7 protein-coding genes, 1 tRNA gene, 1 pseudogene and 1 CRISPR repeat array (1 of these 10 running past the window's edge) are annotated in these 12,942 nt (G+C 70.1%); of the genes and pseudogenes, 5 read left to right on the top strand and 4 right to left on the bottom strand.

Going from position 1 to position 12,942, the window contains the following annotated elements; genetic code table 11:
- Positions 1-18: 18 nt before the first annotated feature.
- Positions 19-579 (bottom strand): annotated as a pseudogene (locus ID810_RS12360) (transposase); the annotation flags it as partial.
- 143 nt (positions 580-722) lie between these two features.
- On the opposite strand from ID810_RS12360, the gene ID810_RS02815 reads away from it, so the two are divergent.
- Entirely contained in the window at positions 723-1,307 is a 585-nt protein-coding gene (locus tag ID810_RS02815) for an NYN domain-containing protein (protein WP_166855250.1), read from the top strand.
- Between the two features lie 17 nt (positions 1,308-1,324).
- Here the strand turns inward: ID810_RS02815 and ID810_RS02820 are convergent, their stop codons facing one another.
- Both ID810_RS02820 and ID810_RS02825 read right to left on the bottom strand, forming a co-directional pair.
- A complete protein-coding gene (locus ID810_RS02820; protein ID WP_166855249.1) occupies positions 1,325-1,567 on the bottom strand; it encodes a helix-turn-helix domain-containing protein in 243 nt (80 codons plus the stop codon).
- A 1,041-nt stretch (positions 1,568-2,608) separates the two neighbouring features.
- Positions 2,609-2,684, bottom strand: a tRNA-Arg gene (locus ID810_RS02825).
- Between the two features lie 198 nt (positions 2,685-2,882).
- Between ID810_RS02825 and ID810_RS02830 the strand changes: the two genes are divergently transcribed.
- The 4 genes from ID810_RS02830 to ID810_RS02845 all read left to right on the top strand — a co-directional run bounded on the left by ID810_RS02830 (position 2,883) and on the right by ID810_RS02845 (position 8,322).
- Positions 2,883-4,325 carry an MFS transporter gene (locus tag ID810_RS02830; RefSeq protein WP_166855248.1) on the top strand — a complete coding sequence of 481 codons (1,443 nt, stop codon included), beginning with the start codon at positions 2,883-2,885 and terminating at the stop codon, positions 4,323-4,325.
- A gap of 57 nt (positions 4,326-4,382) precedes the next feature.
- Positions 4,383-5,444: a LacI family DNA-binding transcriptional regulator gene (locus ID810_RS02835; RefSeq protein ID WP_166855247.1), complete on the top strand. Its 1,062-nt coding sequence runs from the start codon at positions 4,383-4,385 to the stop codon at positions 5,442-5,444.
- An 80-nt stretch (positions 5,445-5,524) separates the two neighbouring features.
- Complete coding sequence (locus ID810_RS02840) at positions 5,525-7,036, top strand: sulfatase family protein (protein ID WP_166855246.1); 1,512 nt, start codon at positions 5,525-5,527, stop codon at positions 7,034-7,036.
- 14 nt (positions 7,037-7,050) lie between these two features.
- Complete coding sequence (locus ID810_RS02845; protein WP_235931580.1) at positions 7,051-8,322, top strand: anaerobic sulfatase maturase; 1,272 nt, start codon at positions 7,051-7,053, stop codon at positions 8,320-8,322.
- 486 nt (positions 8,323-8,808) lie between these two features.
- Here ID810_RS02845 and ID810_RS12770 read toward each other — a convergent pair whose 3' ends face one another.
- Complete coding sequence (locus tag ID810_RS12770) at positions 8,809-9,978, bottom strand: IS110 family transposase (protein ID WP_188232573.1); 1,170 nt, start codon at positions 9,976-9,978, stop codon at positions 8,809-8,811.
- A 281-nt stretch (positions 9,979-10,259) separates the two neighbouring features.
- A CRISPR array of direct repeats spans positions 10,260-12,942; the repeat unit is 28 nt; unit sequence GGATCATCCCCGCTCACGCGGGGGGCAC (it continues 3,831 nt past the right edge of the window).

Raw genomic sequence — 12,942 nt, forward strand, 5'->3', positions numbered from 1 at the left:
TTGTGTAAGTGGTTTGTGTCATAGGTGGGGGTTGATTCGTTCCGGGTAGGCCAGGGCCAGTTGCTGGAGGGGTTGTTTCCAGTTGGTGGCCACCGCTGCCTCCACGAGCCGGCCCTTGGCCTTGCGTGTGCTGGCGGGTAGGTTCCTGTCCCTTCTCGCGCTGTCTGGCGCGCTTGTCCTCAATGTTGCGGATGGCCAGCCACAGCAGCGTGATGGCGGTGGCGTCGGAGGGGAGCCGGCCCCGGTTCTTCGACACCTTGCGCAGCTGGTAGCTCAGCGACTCGATACTGTTGGTGGTGCAGATGACCCGGCGCAGCATCGGCGAACGCCAGGAACGGCGTGAAACGCTCCCAGGCGTCGGTGAGGGTCCTGGGAGCCGCCGGGTGGCGCTGTCCGAGCTCGCTGGCCTCGAAGGCAGCCAGGGCCTTTGTGGCGGCCTCCTCGTTGGCGGCCTGGTAGACCGGCCGCAGCGCGGCGCACACGGCTTTGCGGTCCTTGTGGGACACGAGCCTTGTGGCGGCCCGGATGGTGCACCACGCAGGTCTGGACGGTGGCCTGCGGCCAGGTCGCCTCCATCGAGCCCAGTGACAGCCGATACCACGCACGCCGTCACGCCCATGCACCGTTGCGGCTGTCGCCCGGACGCGATACGGTATGCCTCATTCCGCCCCGCCATCCTCCGGGATTGGCGGGGTTTTTTTTGGCCGAGTGAGGTACCCGTCATGGAATGCGTCGCCGTCTTCTTCGACTACCAGAACGTCGTCGGCTGGGCGAAGCGCTGCTTCAACACCGCCGAGGGCCACATCTGGCCAAAGGCCACCGCCGACCTCCTCGTCAGCCGCCGCCGCAGACCCAGCCAGCTCGTCGACACGCGCGTCTACCGCGGCCGCCCCAACCCCAACCGCCAGGCCCTCTCTGCCCGAGCCAACGACCGCCAGACAGCCGACTGGGAAGCAACCGGCGTCACCGTCATCCGACGCAACCTTCAGTATCCGCCCCAGTGGCCCGACGTGCCCGCCTCCGAGAAGGGCATCGACGTCGCCCTCGCCGTCGACCTCGTCAAGCACGCCATGAAGGGCAGCATCGACGCTGCCATCGTCTTTACCAGCGACAAGGACATCCTCCCCGCGATCGAGCTCGTCTACAACGAGACCCCCTGCCACGTCGAGATCGCCTGCTGGAGCGGCGGCCGTCGCCTCCGCATCGACGGCACCCAGACCCCCTGGTGCCACTTCCTCACCGAGGCCGACTTCCTCCACGTCCAGGACCCCACCGATTACGCGGACCGGAACCTCCCCAGCATCTGACGCCTCACTCCCACGCCTCATCGGCCGAGTGCTCGGTGGAGGGTGGAGCGGTGCACGCCCAGGTCGCGGGCGACGGCGGCCTTGGGCACGCCTGCGGCCACGCGCTCCCTGGCCTGGGCGACGTCGGTGTCGGTCAGGGCGCGGGCGCGGCCGCGGTAGACGTCGCGGGCCCTGACGGCGGCGATGCCCTCGGCCTGGCGCTCCCGCTCGCTCAGCCGCTGCCGGTCTGCCCCGGCCAGCGGTGCCGTCGCTGGGTCCACGTTGAGCTCCAACCGCCTGGCCACCAGCGAGGACAGCCGCCCACCCTCGCCGACAGGGGCTGGTCCATCACCAACCGGATCTGGACCGGCGACCACCCCGCCGACACCCGCTCCTCCAGCAGGCCCACCACCCGCCGCGCACCAGCCGCGTCCAGCGCCCGCAGGTGAACCGACAGACACTCAGCCACCAGCAGCCGACCCGCCTGCGACACAGCCGGCACAGCCTGGGATCGTCGTCCCGACGTCTGCGGCCTCGCCGGCCCCGACCCGACCCGACCATCGACGACGTCGTCGTACGCGCCGGGCGCCTCACGCTCAGGTCCGGTCTGGTCTGGTGGTTCTAATAGTGGTTCCCATATTGGGAGCAACCGGACAACGGTGTCCTCTTGCCGAGATTCCAACGATCTGTCGACCTGGGCCCCGATGTGCAGCCGGTACCGGTTCGACCGCCGACCGCCCGTCGGCGACCTGTGCTCCACGGACAAAAGTCCCATCCGCTGGAGCTTGGCCAGGCGTCCGCCCCGAGGGCAGCACCACCGCAGGCAACTTCCCCTGCTCCGCCCATGCCCTCAGGGTGCGGGCTGTCACGCCCGGTAGGCACACCAGTTGTGCTGACTCTCGTCGGTACAGGTACTGAACGCTGCCATCACCATCGGTGTTAGAAGTATCGGCCATGACGGACGTGTTGTCTGGTTCCGATCGGTTGTCAATGTCGTTTGCGTGCGTGTTGGTACTGATGTCACACTGTGTGCATGAGTGCAGTTCAGGTACCCGACAGTGACCTCTACACCGTCGATGAGGCCATCGGCGTGACCGTGAACCAGGCCCTGTTTGTGTTGCATGAGACCCGCAAGAGCCTCGGTGACCACCTTGGGATCACCGGTCCGGCCGCGGGTCGCAAGCTGCGTGGCACGACGGCCTGGAGCGTGGGTGACCTCATTCGTACGGCCGAGTTCCTCGGCGTGGAGGTGGCCGACCTGCTTCCTCGCAAGGTCGCCGACGACTCCGCCCCCGCCGACGGTGCGCCGGACGGGGGCTCGGTGGTGCCCCGGACAGGATTCGAACCTGCGACCTTCTGCTCCGGAGGCAGACGCTCTATCCACTGAGCTACCGGGGCCCGGGGCGCGACTCTACCAGCGTCGGGGGCGGGGCGGAAACGGGCGGGGCGCTGGCGCCGCACGGCCCGCTGCCCCGGCACCGAGGCTGCTCTGCTCACGGGTTTGAGCCCCTCGTTCAATCGTTTGAGTACTTCTACTGTGGGGGAGCCCCGTCACCGTCGACGCGAGGCACGCAAAGACGCAGAACAGGAACCCCCATGAGCAGCGCGACTGAGTCCGGCGGCGGCCCCACGCCGTCGGCCCCCGCACCCCCCTTCGGCCTGCGGGACAAGATCGGTTACCTCTTCGGTGACTGGGGCAACGACTTCACCTTCATCTTCGCCTCGACCTACCTCATGGTCTTCTACACCAACGTCGCCGGCCTCAACCCGGCGCACGTGGGCACCCTCTTCCTCGTGGCCAGGCTCGTCGACGCCTTCACCGACGTCGGCTGGGGCCGTCTGCTCGACCGGATGACGCCCTCGGCCGCCGGCCGCTTCCGCCCGTGGATCCTCCGCATGGCGCTGCCCGTGGCCGTCTCCAGCTCCCTCATGTACCTCTTCACGATCGCCGACTGGTCCTACGGCGCCCGGCTGTCCTACGCCGCGGTCACCTACCTCGTGTGGGGGTCGATCTTCTACACCTCCGTCAACATCCCCTACGGGTCGATGGCCTCCGTCATCACCGCGGACCCGGGGCAGCGCTCCGAGCTGTCCGTGTTCCGCGCCTTCGGCGCCGCGCTCGGCGCGATCATCGTCACTGGCGTGCCACCGCTCCTGCTCTACCGCAAGGTCGACGGCGTGAGCCAGGTCGTCCCCCACAACGTCCTGTGGGGCGCCATCGCCGTCGGCGTGTGCGCCGTCGCCTGCTACGTCATGTGCTACCGGCTGACGACCGAGCGCATCCGCAAGCCCACGCCCGCCACCGACACCTCGCCCTCGCGCGGCTTCGGCACCCTCCTGCTGTCCCTGCTGTCCAACCGGGCGCTGCTGGTGCTCATCGCCTCCAACATCGTGCTGTTCCTCGCCACGATGCTCAACAACACCATGCTCCCCTACGTGTGGCTGTACCACTTCAACGACGGACAGCTCTCCTCCATCAACGGGGTCATCGCCCAGGTGCCGATCTTCGTCCTGGTCCCCTTCGCCGCCGTCCTGGCCAGGAGGATCGGCAAGAAGGAGCTCATCGGTGCAGGCATCGCAGTCGCCGGGGCCCTCTACATCGCCGCCTACCTCCTGCACGTGAGCAACCCGTGGGTCTACCTCGCGCTCATGACAGTCGCGGGCTTCGGCGTCGCCCTCTACACGATGCTCGTGTGGGCCATGGTCACCGACGTCATCGACGATGAGGAGATCCGCTCCGGCGAGCGCGACGACGGCACGATATACGCGATGAACACCTGGGCGCGCAAGCTGAGCCAGGCGATCGCCGGCGGCGTGGGCGGCTACGCTCTCGGCTGGGTCGGCTTCCAGGCCGGTCAGGAGACCCAGTCCGGGCAGACCATCGACGGCATCTACGCTTTCGCCACCCTCGTGCCCGGGGTGCTCTACCTCGTCGTCGGTGCCTTCCTCCTTTTCGCCTTCCCGCTCAGCCGCAGGCGCGTGGAGGACAATGCCACTGTCTTGGCCGGGCGCCACGCCGACCGGGCGGGCGAGGCCTGAGAGGCCATCGCGCCGTCGCGCTGGACGCACCGACACCGAGCTGAGGAGGGAGCACGCATGGCAGCGCGCCGCGTGACGATGAGGGACATCGCCGAACGGGCCCACGTGTCCGTCTCGACGGTCTCCTACGCCCTTAACGACTCCTCGACGCTCTCCCTGTCGCCCGATACCCGCGCCCGAGTGCGCCGCATCGCCAAAGAGATCGGCTATGTGCCCAACTCCTGGGCCAAGGCACTGCAGTCCAGGTCCTCGGGCGCCGTCGGGGTGCTCCTGGACAAGCCGCTCACCCTGCCGCGCTACGCGACGATCCTCGAGGGGATGCGGCGGGTCCTGAGGGAGAACGACATCCGGCTCGTCCTCATGGACTCGCGCGGCGGCGAGGTGGAGCACTCCGCCGTGGAGGACTACCGCGCCGGCCGGGTAGACGGCCTCGTCGTCGTCGGGCACGACGACGTGGCGACCTCCCAGGTGATCGACGAGGCGGTGGCCCGCTACTCGCTGCCGTTCGTCGCCCTGGACTGCGGCGCGGGCGCCGCCCCATTCTCCACGATCGAATTCGACTACGCCCGCGGAGTGCGCGAGCTCGTCGGCCACCTGCACGACCGGGGGATCACCCACCTGGTCCACGTGCGCCCGACCGCCGACGCCCGCGCCGAGCGCGAGCGCCAGGCCGAGCTCCTGCGCGTCGTCTCCGGCTACAGCGGGCTCACCCTCCAGGTGGTCCGCAACGGCATCGACGACGAGCTCCTCATGCGCTCTGACCAGCTGGACGGCACGAGCCTCCCGCTCGACCGCCCTCGCTTCGTCGCGGACCTTGGCCAAGTCTTGGGTGCGCTGCGCGAGCAGGCAGCGACCACCGCCGTCATCTGCAGCTGGGGCACCGACCTCGAGATCGTCGTGTGGATCGCCCACCGTATCTCGCCCGACCTGCTTGTCGCCGGCCTCGCCCAAGGGCCCCTAGAGCAGTCGCTGTGGCCCAACCTCGTGCACTCGGTGCTCCCCCTGCGTGAGGCGGGAGCCCTGTGTGCCGAGGCGGTCGTCGGTGAGCTGCGCGAGCCACCGACCCACCGTCACGAGGTCCTCGTCCCCGTGCTGCGGGCGAGCGACCCGCTGCTGTGAGTATCTCGACGGCGCACGCCCCGGCCACCGTCGACCACTGCACCCCACCGACCTCCGTCCGACCCGAAAGGAACACCCCGATGACTGAGAAGACGAACATCATCTTCATCATGTCCGACGACCACGCAGCCCACGCGATCTCCGCCTACGGCAGCAGGGTCAACCGGACCCCCCACATGGACCGCATCGCCAAGGAAGGCATGCGCCTGGACCGCGTCTACTGCACGAACTCCGTGTGCGCCCCCTCGCGGGCGACGATCCTCACCGGCACCTACAGCCACGTCAACGGCTGCTCGTCCATCTGGACCGAGATGGACTACCGCGTGCCGACCTTCATTGACGTCCTTCACGACAACGGCTACCAGACGGCGATGTTCGGCAAGTGGCACCTGGGCGAGCGGCCGGAGGCCGCCCCCCGCTCCTTCGACTGCTGGAAGGTCTTCCCCGGCCAGGGCGAGTACATCGACCCGGAGATGATCGACGCCACCGGCACCCACCGGGTGCCGGGGTACGCCACCGACATCGTCACCGACCTGTCCCTGGAGTTTCTTAAGAACCGGGACCGGGAGCGGCCCTTCGTCATGATGGTGCACCACAAGGCGCCCCACCGGCCCTGGGTGCCCGACGACAAGCACAAGGACCTGTACGCGGACCTCGACATCCCCGAGCCGGAGACCTTCTTCGACGACTACGCCACGCGCTCGCGGGCCGTGCGCAACGTCCGCATGACCATCGCCGACGACCTCGCCGCCGAGGACCTCAAGGAGCCGGTCCCCGAGGAGGTCAAGGGGGCCGAGCACCGCACTGAGCGCATGCGGTGGAAGTACCAGCGCTACATGCGTGACTACCTCCAGGTCGTGCAGTCCATCGACGACAACGTCGGCAGGCTGCTGGACTACCTCGATGAGCACGGCCTGGGTGAGAGCACGATGGTCGTCTACACCTCCGACCAGGGCTTCTTCCTGGGTGATCACGGATGGTTCGACAAGCGCCTCATGTTCGACCAGTCGCTCCAGATGCCGATGCTCATCCGCTGGCCCGCCGTCATTGAGGCCGGCTCCACCTGCGAGGCGATCATCACGAACGTCGACTTCGCCGCGACCTTCCTCGACATCTGCGGCCTCGACGCAGCCGAGGTCCTGCCCACCAACCAGGGCCGCAGCTTCCTGCCCATCCTGCGCGGCGAGCAGGTGGAGGACTGGCCGGACGCCGTGTACTACCGCTACTGGGAGCACGACGACCCCATCCACCACGCGCCCGGCCACTACGGTATCCGCACCGCGGACTACAAGCTCATCTACTACTACGGGGCGGGCCTGGGGGTACCCGGGGCGTCGGATCGGCTGTACGAGCCCGAGTGGGAGCTCTATGACCTCAATGCCGACCCGACGGAGGTCGACAACGTGGCCGATGACCCCGCCTACGCGGGTATCCGGGCCGACCTGGAGGCGAAGATGGCCCAGATGCAGGAGTACTACCGTGACGAGCCCTACCGGGGCCCCGGTACGCCGCACCCGCAGTGGTCTCCCTACGACCCCGGCGTCATCGAGTGGATCAACGCCTACGTCGCCAATCTCGAGGCGACGTCCTGAACGGGGCGGGGACGGTGCCGGCCCTCGGCCTCGCCCCGGTCCGGCCGCCCGCCGGGCTGCGGCGTCGGCCTTTCCACCTGGTGGCCAAGCCGACGGGTGCTGCCTGCAACCTCGACTGCTCCTACTGCTTCTTCCTGTCCAAGGAGGCCCTGTGGGACCCGCGGGGACAGCGCATGAGCGAGCCGGTCCTGCGCCGCTTCATCGAACGCTACCTGGCCGCCCAGCCCGACGGCGAGGTCGAGATCGCCTGGCAGGGTGGTGAGCCGACGATGCGGGGCCTGGACTTCTTCCGCACCGCCGTCGCCCTTGTGGAGGAGATGCGTCGGCCCCGCCAGCGGGTACGTCACGCCGTCCAGACCAACGCCACGCTCATCGACGAGCAGTGGGCGGACTTCCTGGCGGACAACCGCTTCCTCGTCGGGGTGTCCGTTGACGGGCCGGCGGACCTGCACGACCGGTACCGCGTCAACCGGGCTGGGCGCGGGACCTACCGGCAGGTCGTGCGGGGCCTGCGCACGCTCCAGGCGCACGACGTCGACGTCAACCTCCTGTGCACCGTCAACGCGGGCAACGTCGAGGAACCGCTGCGCGTCTACCGGCACCTGCGCGACGAGTTGGACGCCTCCTTCATCCAGTTCATCCCGATCGTCGAGCGCGTGAGCACCGGCGAGGAGGCGGTTGCCGAGGCCGGCTGGCGCGACGACGAGGGGCGCCGCGTCCTCTACCGCCAGGAGGGCTCGGGCACGACGAGCCGCTCGGTGCTGCCCGAGGCCTGGGGCCGTTTCCTCATCGAGGTCTTCGACGAGTGGTTCGCCCACGACGTCGGCCGGGTGTTCATTCAGCACGCCGAGGTCATGCTCGGCGCGGCACTGGGCCGCTACAGCCTATGCGTCCACGCACCCGAGTGCGGTGACGCCCCCGCGATGGAGCACAATGGCGATGTCTACTCCTGCGACCATTTCGTCGAGCCGGGCTACCGGCTGGGCTCCGTCCTGTCCGACGACTTTCAGGCGATGCTCTCCTCACCCCGGCAGCGGGCCTTCGGCGCCGCCAAGCGCAGCGCACTGCCGGGCCAGTGCCTGCGCTGCCCCGTGCGCTGGGCCTGCCACGGCGGCTGCCCCAAGGACCGTTTCGACGTCACGCGCGACGGGCAGGGCGGTCTCAACCACCTGTGCGCCGGCTACTACGCCTTCTTCACGCACGCCGCCCCCACGGTGCTGCGGATGGCGGAGGCGGTGCAACGGGGATTGCCGGTGACGGACGCGCTCGGGGCCGACGACGCCTGAGCCCCGAACCTGGGAAGAGGAGAAGATGGAGGCCGTCGGCCTGGCGCTGGTCATCGGGACGGCGGTTGGGCTCGTCGTCGGGGCCCTGGAGCCGGGGGAGTGGTCGGCGGGCCGCTGTCGACCCGGGCGCGCCTGTGGGCGCTGACGACGGTCTTCGGAGTGCTGCTTCTGGCTGTGGCGGCCTTCACCCTCGTTCAGACGTTCGCACGGTGAGCGGGGCTGGGGATCCGGATCGGGGTGGGGAGCGGGGCCGGGCCCGAGGGGCCGCTCACCGGTGGTCGGCCGGGGACCAGCGGCGAGGCACCCTACGGCCGAGCCGGTCACCTGCAGGGACGACGGCGGGCCAGCGCGCAGCGCGAGGGGCTGACAGCGGCCGGAGGGACAGCGGACGCAGGAGCCAAGGGGGGTGCCCCTGTGTGGTGTGTCGAGCGGCGGTGGGTAGCTGGTGGGGTGGTGCTGGTGTGTTGTGGAGGGCTTTGTTGCGGGTCATGGTGTGCGGGGTGGGGGTGCGTTGGTGGGTCGGGGTGGTGAGGGCTTGGCCCAGGGCGTTGTGGCCTTGGGTGGTCTTGCGGTTGTAGTAGGCCCTGGGGGTGGGGTTGGGGCGTGGTGAGGCGAAGGGTGGAGCCGAACATGGCACGCTTGAGGCGCTTGTTGCCGGCGTGGGAGGTGTGCTCGCCTCTGATGGAGGTGCCCGATCGTCTGGTGACGGGGGTCAGGCCGGGTGTGGGAGGCCAGCTGCGTTCCGGAAGGGGAAGGTTCTGCCGGGGGTTTGGGAGATGAAGACTGCGGTGGTCGGGGCCCCTGGCCCGGGCATGGGTGGTGGGGGCCGGGCAAGAGGGGGTGGGCCACCCGCCGGGGCCTCGACCTGGCGGGCGATGTCATGTCTGTGGGCGTGCGGGGTGGCCAGCTGTCGGGCCAGGCGGGACCGATGCCGGCGGCACTGGTGCCGGCCACGACCACGGTGGGCTTGGCAAGGGGCGTCGGTGATGGACCTCGCCCAGGCGGTGTGGCGTCTGGGCGTCGTGGGTCTCGGGGCTTGGCGGCGATCCTGGCTCTGTCGGTCTTGCGTAGGGTGGTGGGGGTGGGCCATGTGGCGATGACCTGAAAGGACGGCGTCGTGCTCGAGCCAGGGGCCCAGGACCTTGGCCAGGGCGGGGCGGGGCCTGGGTGCGCACGGGCCCCTGGATGCGGTTTGTGGTCTGGTTGACCTGGCGGGCCGGGTCCAGGCCCGGACCCGGTGAGCATGCTCAATGCGGCAGCGTCCTCGTCCGAGGCGCTGACGGACCTGAGCGTGTGGGCCATGGTGCGGGCCGCCTGGGCGGTCACGGCTGCGGCGTCACGCGCGTGGGTCTTGGCGTTGCCCGGGCATCGGTCGGCGATACGGCGCATCGACGGGCCGGGCAGGTAGCCCACGGTGAATGCCCATGTCCTGGGCGAGGGCGAGTGCCAGGGCGCCTGGTGGTGGCGCACCTGGTCAACCACCACCAGGAGCCGGCCGTGACAGGCCAGCGTCTCGTACAGAGCGCGGAGCCTGGCCTCGTCGTTGGGCAGAGCCTTGTCAAAGAGCCTCTTCCCGTCCGTGGTCAGGGCCGTGGCCCAGTGCTCGCACTTGCCGACGTCGGTACCGACGAAGACGCCGATGTCATCAACCTGCATGACAGGCTCCCTTGCGTGGTGTCTACGGGGCCAGCTCTCGGCGACCAGCCCCGCACCCACGCCTGCGCAAGACCTCACCAGTGGCAGGCCCTTCCCCCGATCAGCGGCCACCAGCACGCCGCACGACGACCGGTGACTCTCACCCCCCGGATCATTCGGTGAGACAGGGGCAAGACATCATGCCGACCACCGCTGGCCCAGCCACCGGTATCCCATCACCGGCGACCACCAACAAGGTAACGGGGCACCGCAGCCGCCGGCTGTCGCCGATGAGGGCGGCGGGATCATCCCCGCTCACGCGGGGGGGGGGGCACATGAAGGAGAGGGGCCAGCATGACTATCAAAGGGGATCATCCCCGCTCACGCGGGGGCACCGACGTGGCCACCATCCTCGGCTACCGCATGGCGGATCATCCCCGCTCACGCGGGGGGCACGCCTTGTCCTGACGTCCGACCTCGGTGCGCTCGGGATCATCCCCGCTCACGCGGGGGGGGGCACCGAGGCCGAGACCGCGCGCGAGACGTCTGACGGGGATCATCCCCGCTCACGCGGGGGGCACCGAGGCCGAGACCGCGCGCGAGACGTCTGACGGGGATCATCCCCGCTCACGCGGGGGGGGGGCACCCTCATGCGTAACATCCGCCAAGGCGACGTGTGGGGATCATCCCCGCTCACGCGGGGGGCACCCGAAAAGTCCGGAGCCGAGGAAGCGGCCCTGCGGATCATCCCCGCTCACGCGGGGGGGGGCACAGCGTGAGGCGCGGGGGTGGTCGCGCGAGAGCAGGATCATCCCCGCTCACGCGGGGGGCACGTGGGGGCGTGATGCGCGTAGGCCTGTGGCGGCGGATCATCCCCGCTCACGCGGGGGGCACACAGCGAGGCCGCGGGAGCCCGCCCAGGAGTAGGGATCATCCCCGCTCACGCGGGGGGCACGGCGTGCCCTACCGTGCGGGCGACCTCGTCACCGGATCATCCCCGCTCACGCGGGGGGCACGTGCGTCCGGCCTACGGCGCCCAGGACTCCGCCGGATCATCCCCGCTCACGCGGGGGGCACGCGGCGTGTGTGGGGACGGACACTGACGTGTTCGGATCATCCCCGCTCACGCGGGGGGCACGCCAACGAACTGCGCGCCCTGGACGTCTACGAGGGATCATCCCCGCTCACGCGGGGGGCACGGCCGTGACAGGGACGGACCACGCCCCGGACAGGGATCATCCCCGCTCACGCGGGGGGCACACCAGCGTGAAGGAGAAGGCGGCGGTGTTGGCCGGATCATCCCCGCTCACGCGGGGGGGGGCACCCTCACGCAGGCGGGCCGGCCACGCGTCCGCGAGGATCATCCCCGCTCACGCGGGGGGCACGCCCACAGGGCGGACAGGTTAGGCCGGATGACGGGATCATCCCCGCTCACGCGGGGGGCACGTCTCCGCCCGCGTGGAGACGGCGCCGAGCGGCGGATCATCCCCGCTCACGCGGGGGCACACGAGACCGTTCACCTCACCGACCTCGACCTCAGGATCATCCCCGCTCACGCGGGGGGCACCTTCTAGAGGTCACCCCCGGCGACGTCTTGGACGGATCATCCCCGCTCACGCGGGGGGCACATCCGCGCCCAGGTCGCCGACGGGGGTTTCCAAGGATCATCCCCGCTCACGCGGGGGGCACTGGTCGCGCGTCGTCACCGCGGACGCTGGGGTCGGATCATCCCCGCTCACGCGGGGGGCACGCCTGGACAACCTGCACGACCGCGAGATCACCGGGATCATCCCCGCTCACGCGGGGGGCACCCGACCAGGGCGGGCAGGCTGACGGTCCTGTCCGGATCATCCCCGCTCACGCGGGGGGCACCTACCCGTCGACTACCGCTGGTTCGGGCGCTCAGGATCATCCCCGCTCACGCGGGGGGCACCCCAGCCGCAGCCAACGACCGCGAGGTCGAGCGCGGATCATCCCCGCTCACGCGGGGGGCACTCGGCGCACCCATGCGCGTCGACCTGGACGTTCGGATCATCCCCGCTCACGCGGGGGGCACCTTGTCCGCTCGCGCGCTGAGCGCGTTCAGCCGGGATCATCCCCGCTCACGCGGGGGGCACGTGAGGTGGACAGCACCACCGCGACGATGACCAGGATCATCCCCGCTCACGCGGGGGGCACGTCGGCGCCGAGGCGCGGAAAGCCCGTGCTCGGGGATCATCCCCGCTCACGCGGGGGGCACTCCGACGCGCAGAAGGCGTGGGGCGGGGACACTCGGATCATCCCCGCTCACGCGGGGGGCACCGTGGCAGTGAACATGTCTACTCCTCCTCTCTGGGATCATCCCCGCTCACGCGGGGGGCACACCCCGAAGGTGACGGGCAAGGGGCAGGCGTACGGATCATCCCCGCTCACGCGGGGGGCACGAGCTCGGCGTGCCCAGGTGGGTCGCTGCCGCGGGATCATCCCCGCTCACGCGGGGGGCACGACACCACCCCCTGAGGAGCCACCGTGCCCACCGGATCATCCCCGCTCACGCGGGGGGCACGCCAACGAGCTGCGCGCCCTGGACGTCTACGAGGGATCATCCCCGCTCACGCGGGGGGCACATCGCCGCGATGAGCGAGCTCCAGCGCGAGATCGGATCATCCCCGCTCACGCGGGGGGCACACCCCCTCAGCCGGGGCGAGCAAACGCCGCTCCGGATCATCCCCGCTCACGCGGGGGGCACTCGAGCGGGCCGTCGAGGTGGCCAGCGAGAGGGGGATCATCCCCGCTCACGCGGGGGGCACACCATGGCGATCTCGTCGGCCCGCTCAGGGTCGGGATCATCCCCGCTCACGCGGGGGGCACCCAGAACGGCATCGACGTCGGGGCGAACCGACTCGGATCATCCCCGCTCACGCGGGGGGCACTGTGCGCCCGTGCCGGAGCGCAAGATCGTAGCGGGATCATCCCCGCTCACGCGGGGGGCACACGAGGAGCCGC

Source organism: Actinomyces respiraculi (genome assembly GCF_014595995.2).
Classification (GTDB): Bacteria; Actinomycetota; Actinomycetes; order Actinomycetales; family Actinomycetaceae; genus Actinomyces; species Actinomyces respiraculi.

Coding starts and splice junctions, on each gene's coding strand:
- ID810_RS02815 (WP_166855250.1), top strand. CDS start 723: ATGGAATGCGTCGCCGTCTTCTTCGACTACCAGAACGTCGTCGGCTGG.
- ID810_RS02830 (WP_166855248.1), top strand. CDS start 2,883: ATGAGCAGCGCGACTGAGTCCGGCGGCGGCCCCACGCCGTCGGCCCCC.
- ID810_RS02835 (WP_166855247.1), top strand. CDS start 4,383: ATGGCAGCGCGCCGCGTGACGATGAGGGACATCGCCGAACGGGCCCAC.
- ID810_RS02840 (WP_166855246.1), top strand. CDS start 5,525: ATGACTGAGAAGACGAACATCATCTTCATCATGTCCGACGACCACGCA.
- ID810_RS12770 (WP_188232573.1), bottom strand. CDS start 9,978: ATGCAGGTTGATGACATCGGCGTCTTCGTCGGTACCGACGTCGGCAAG.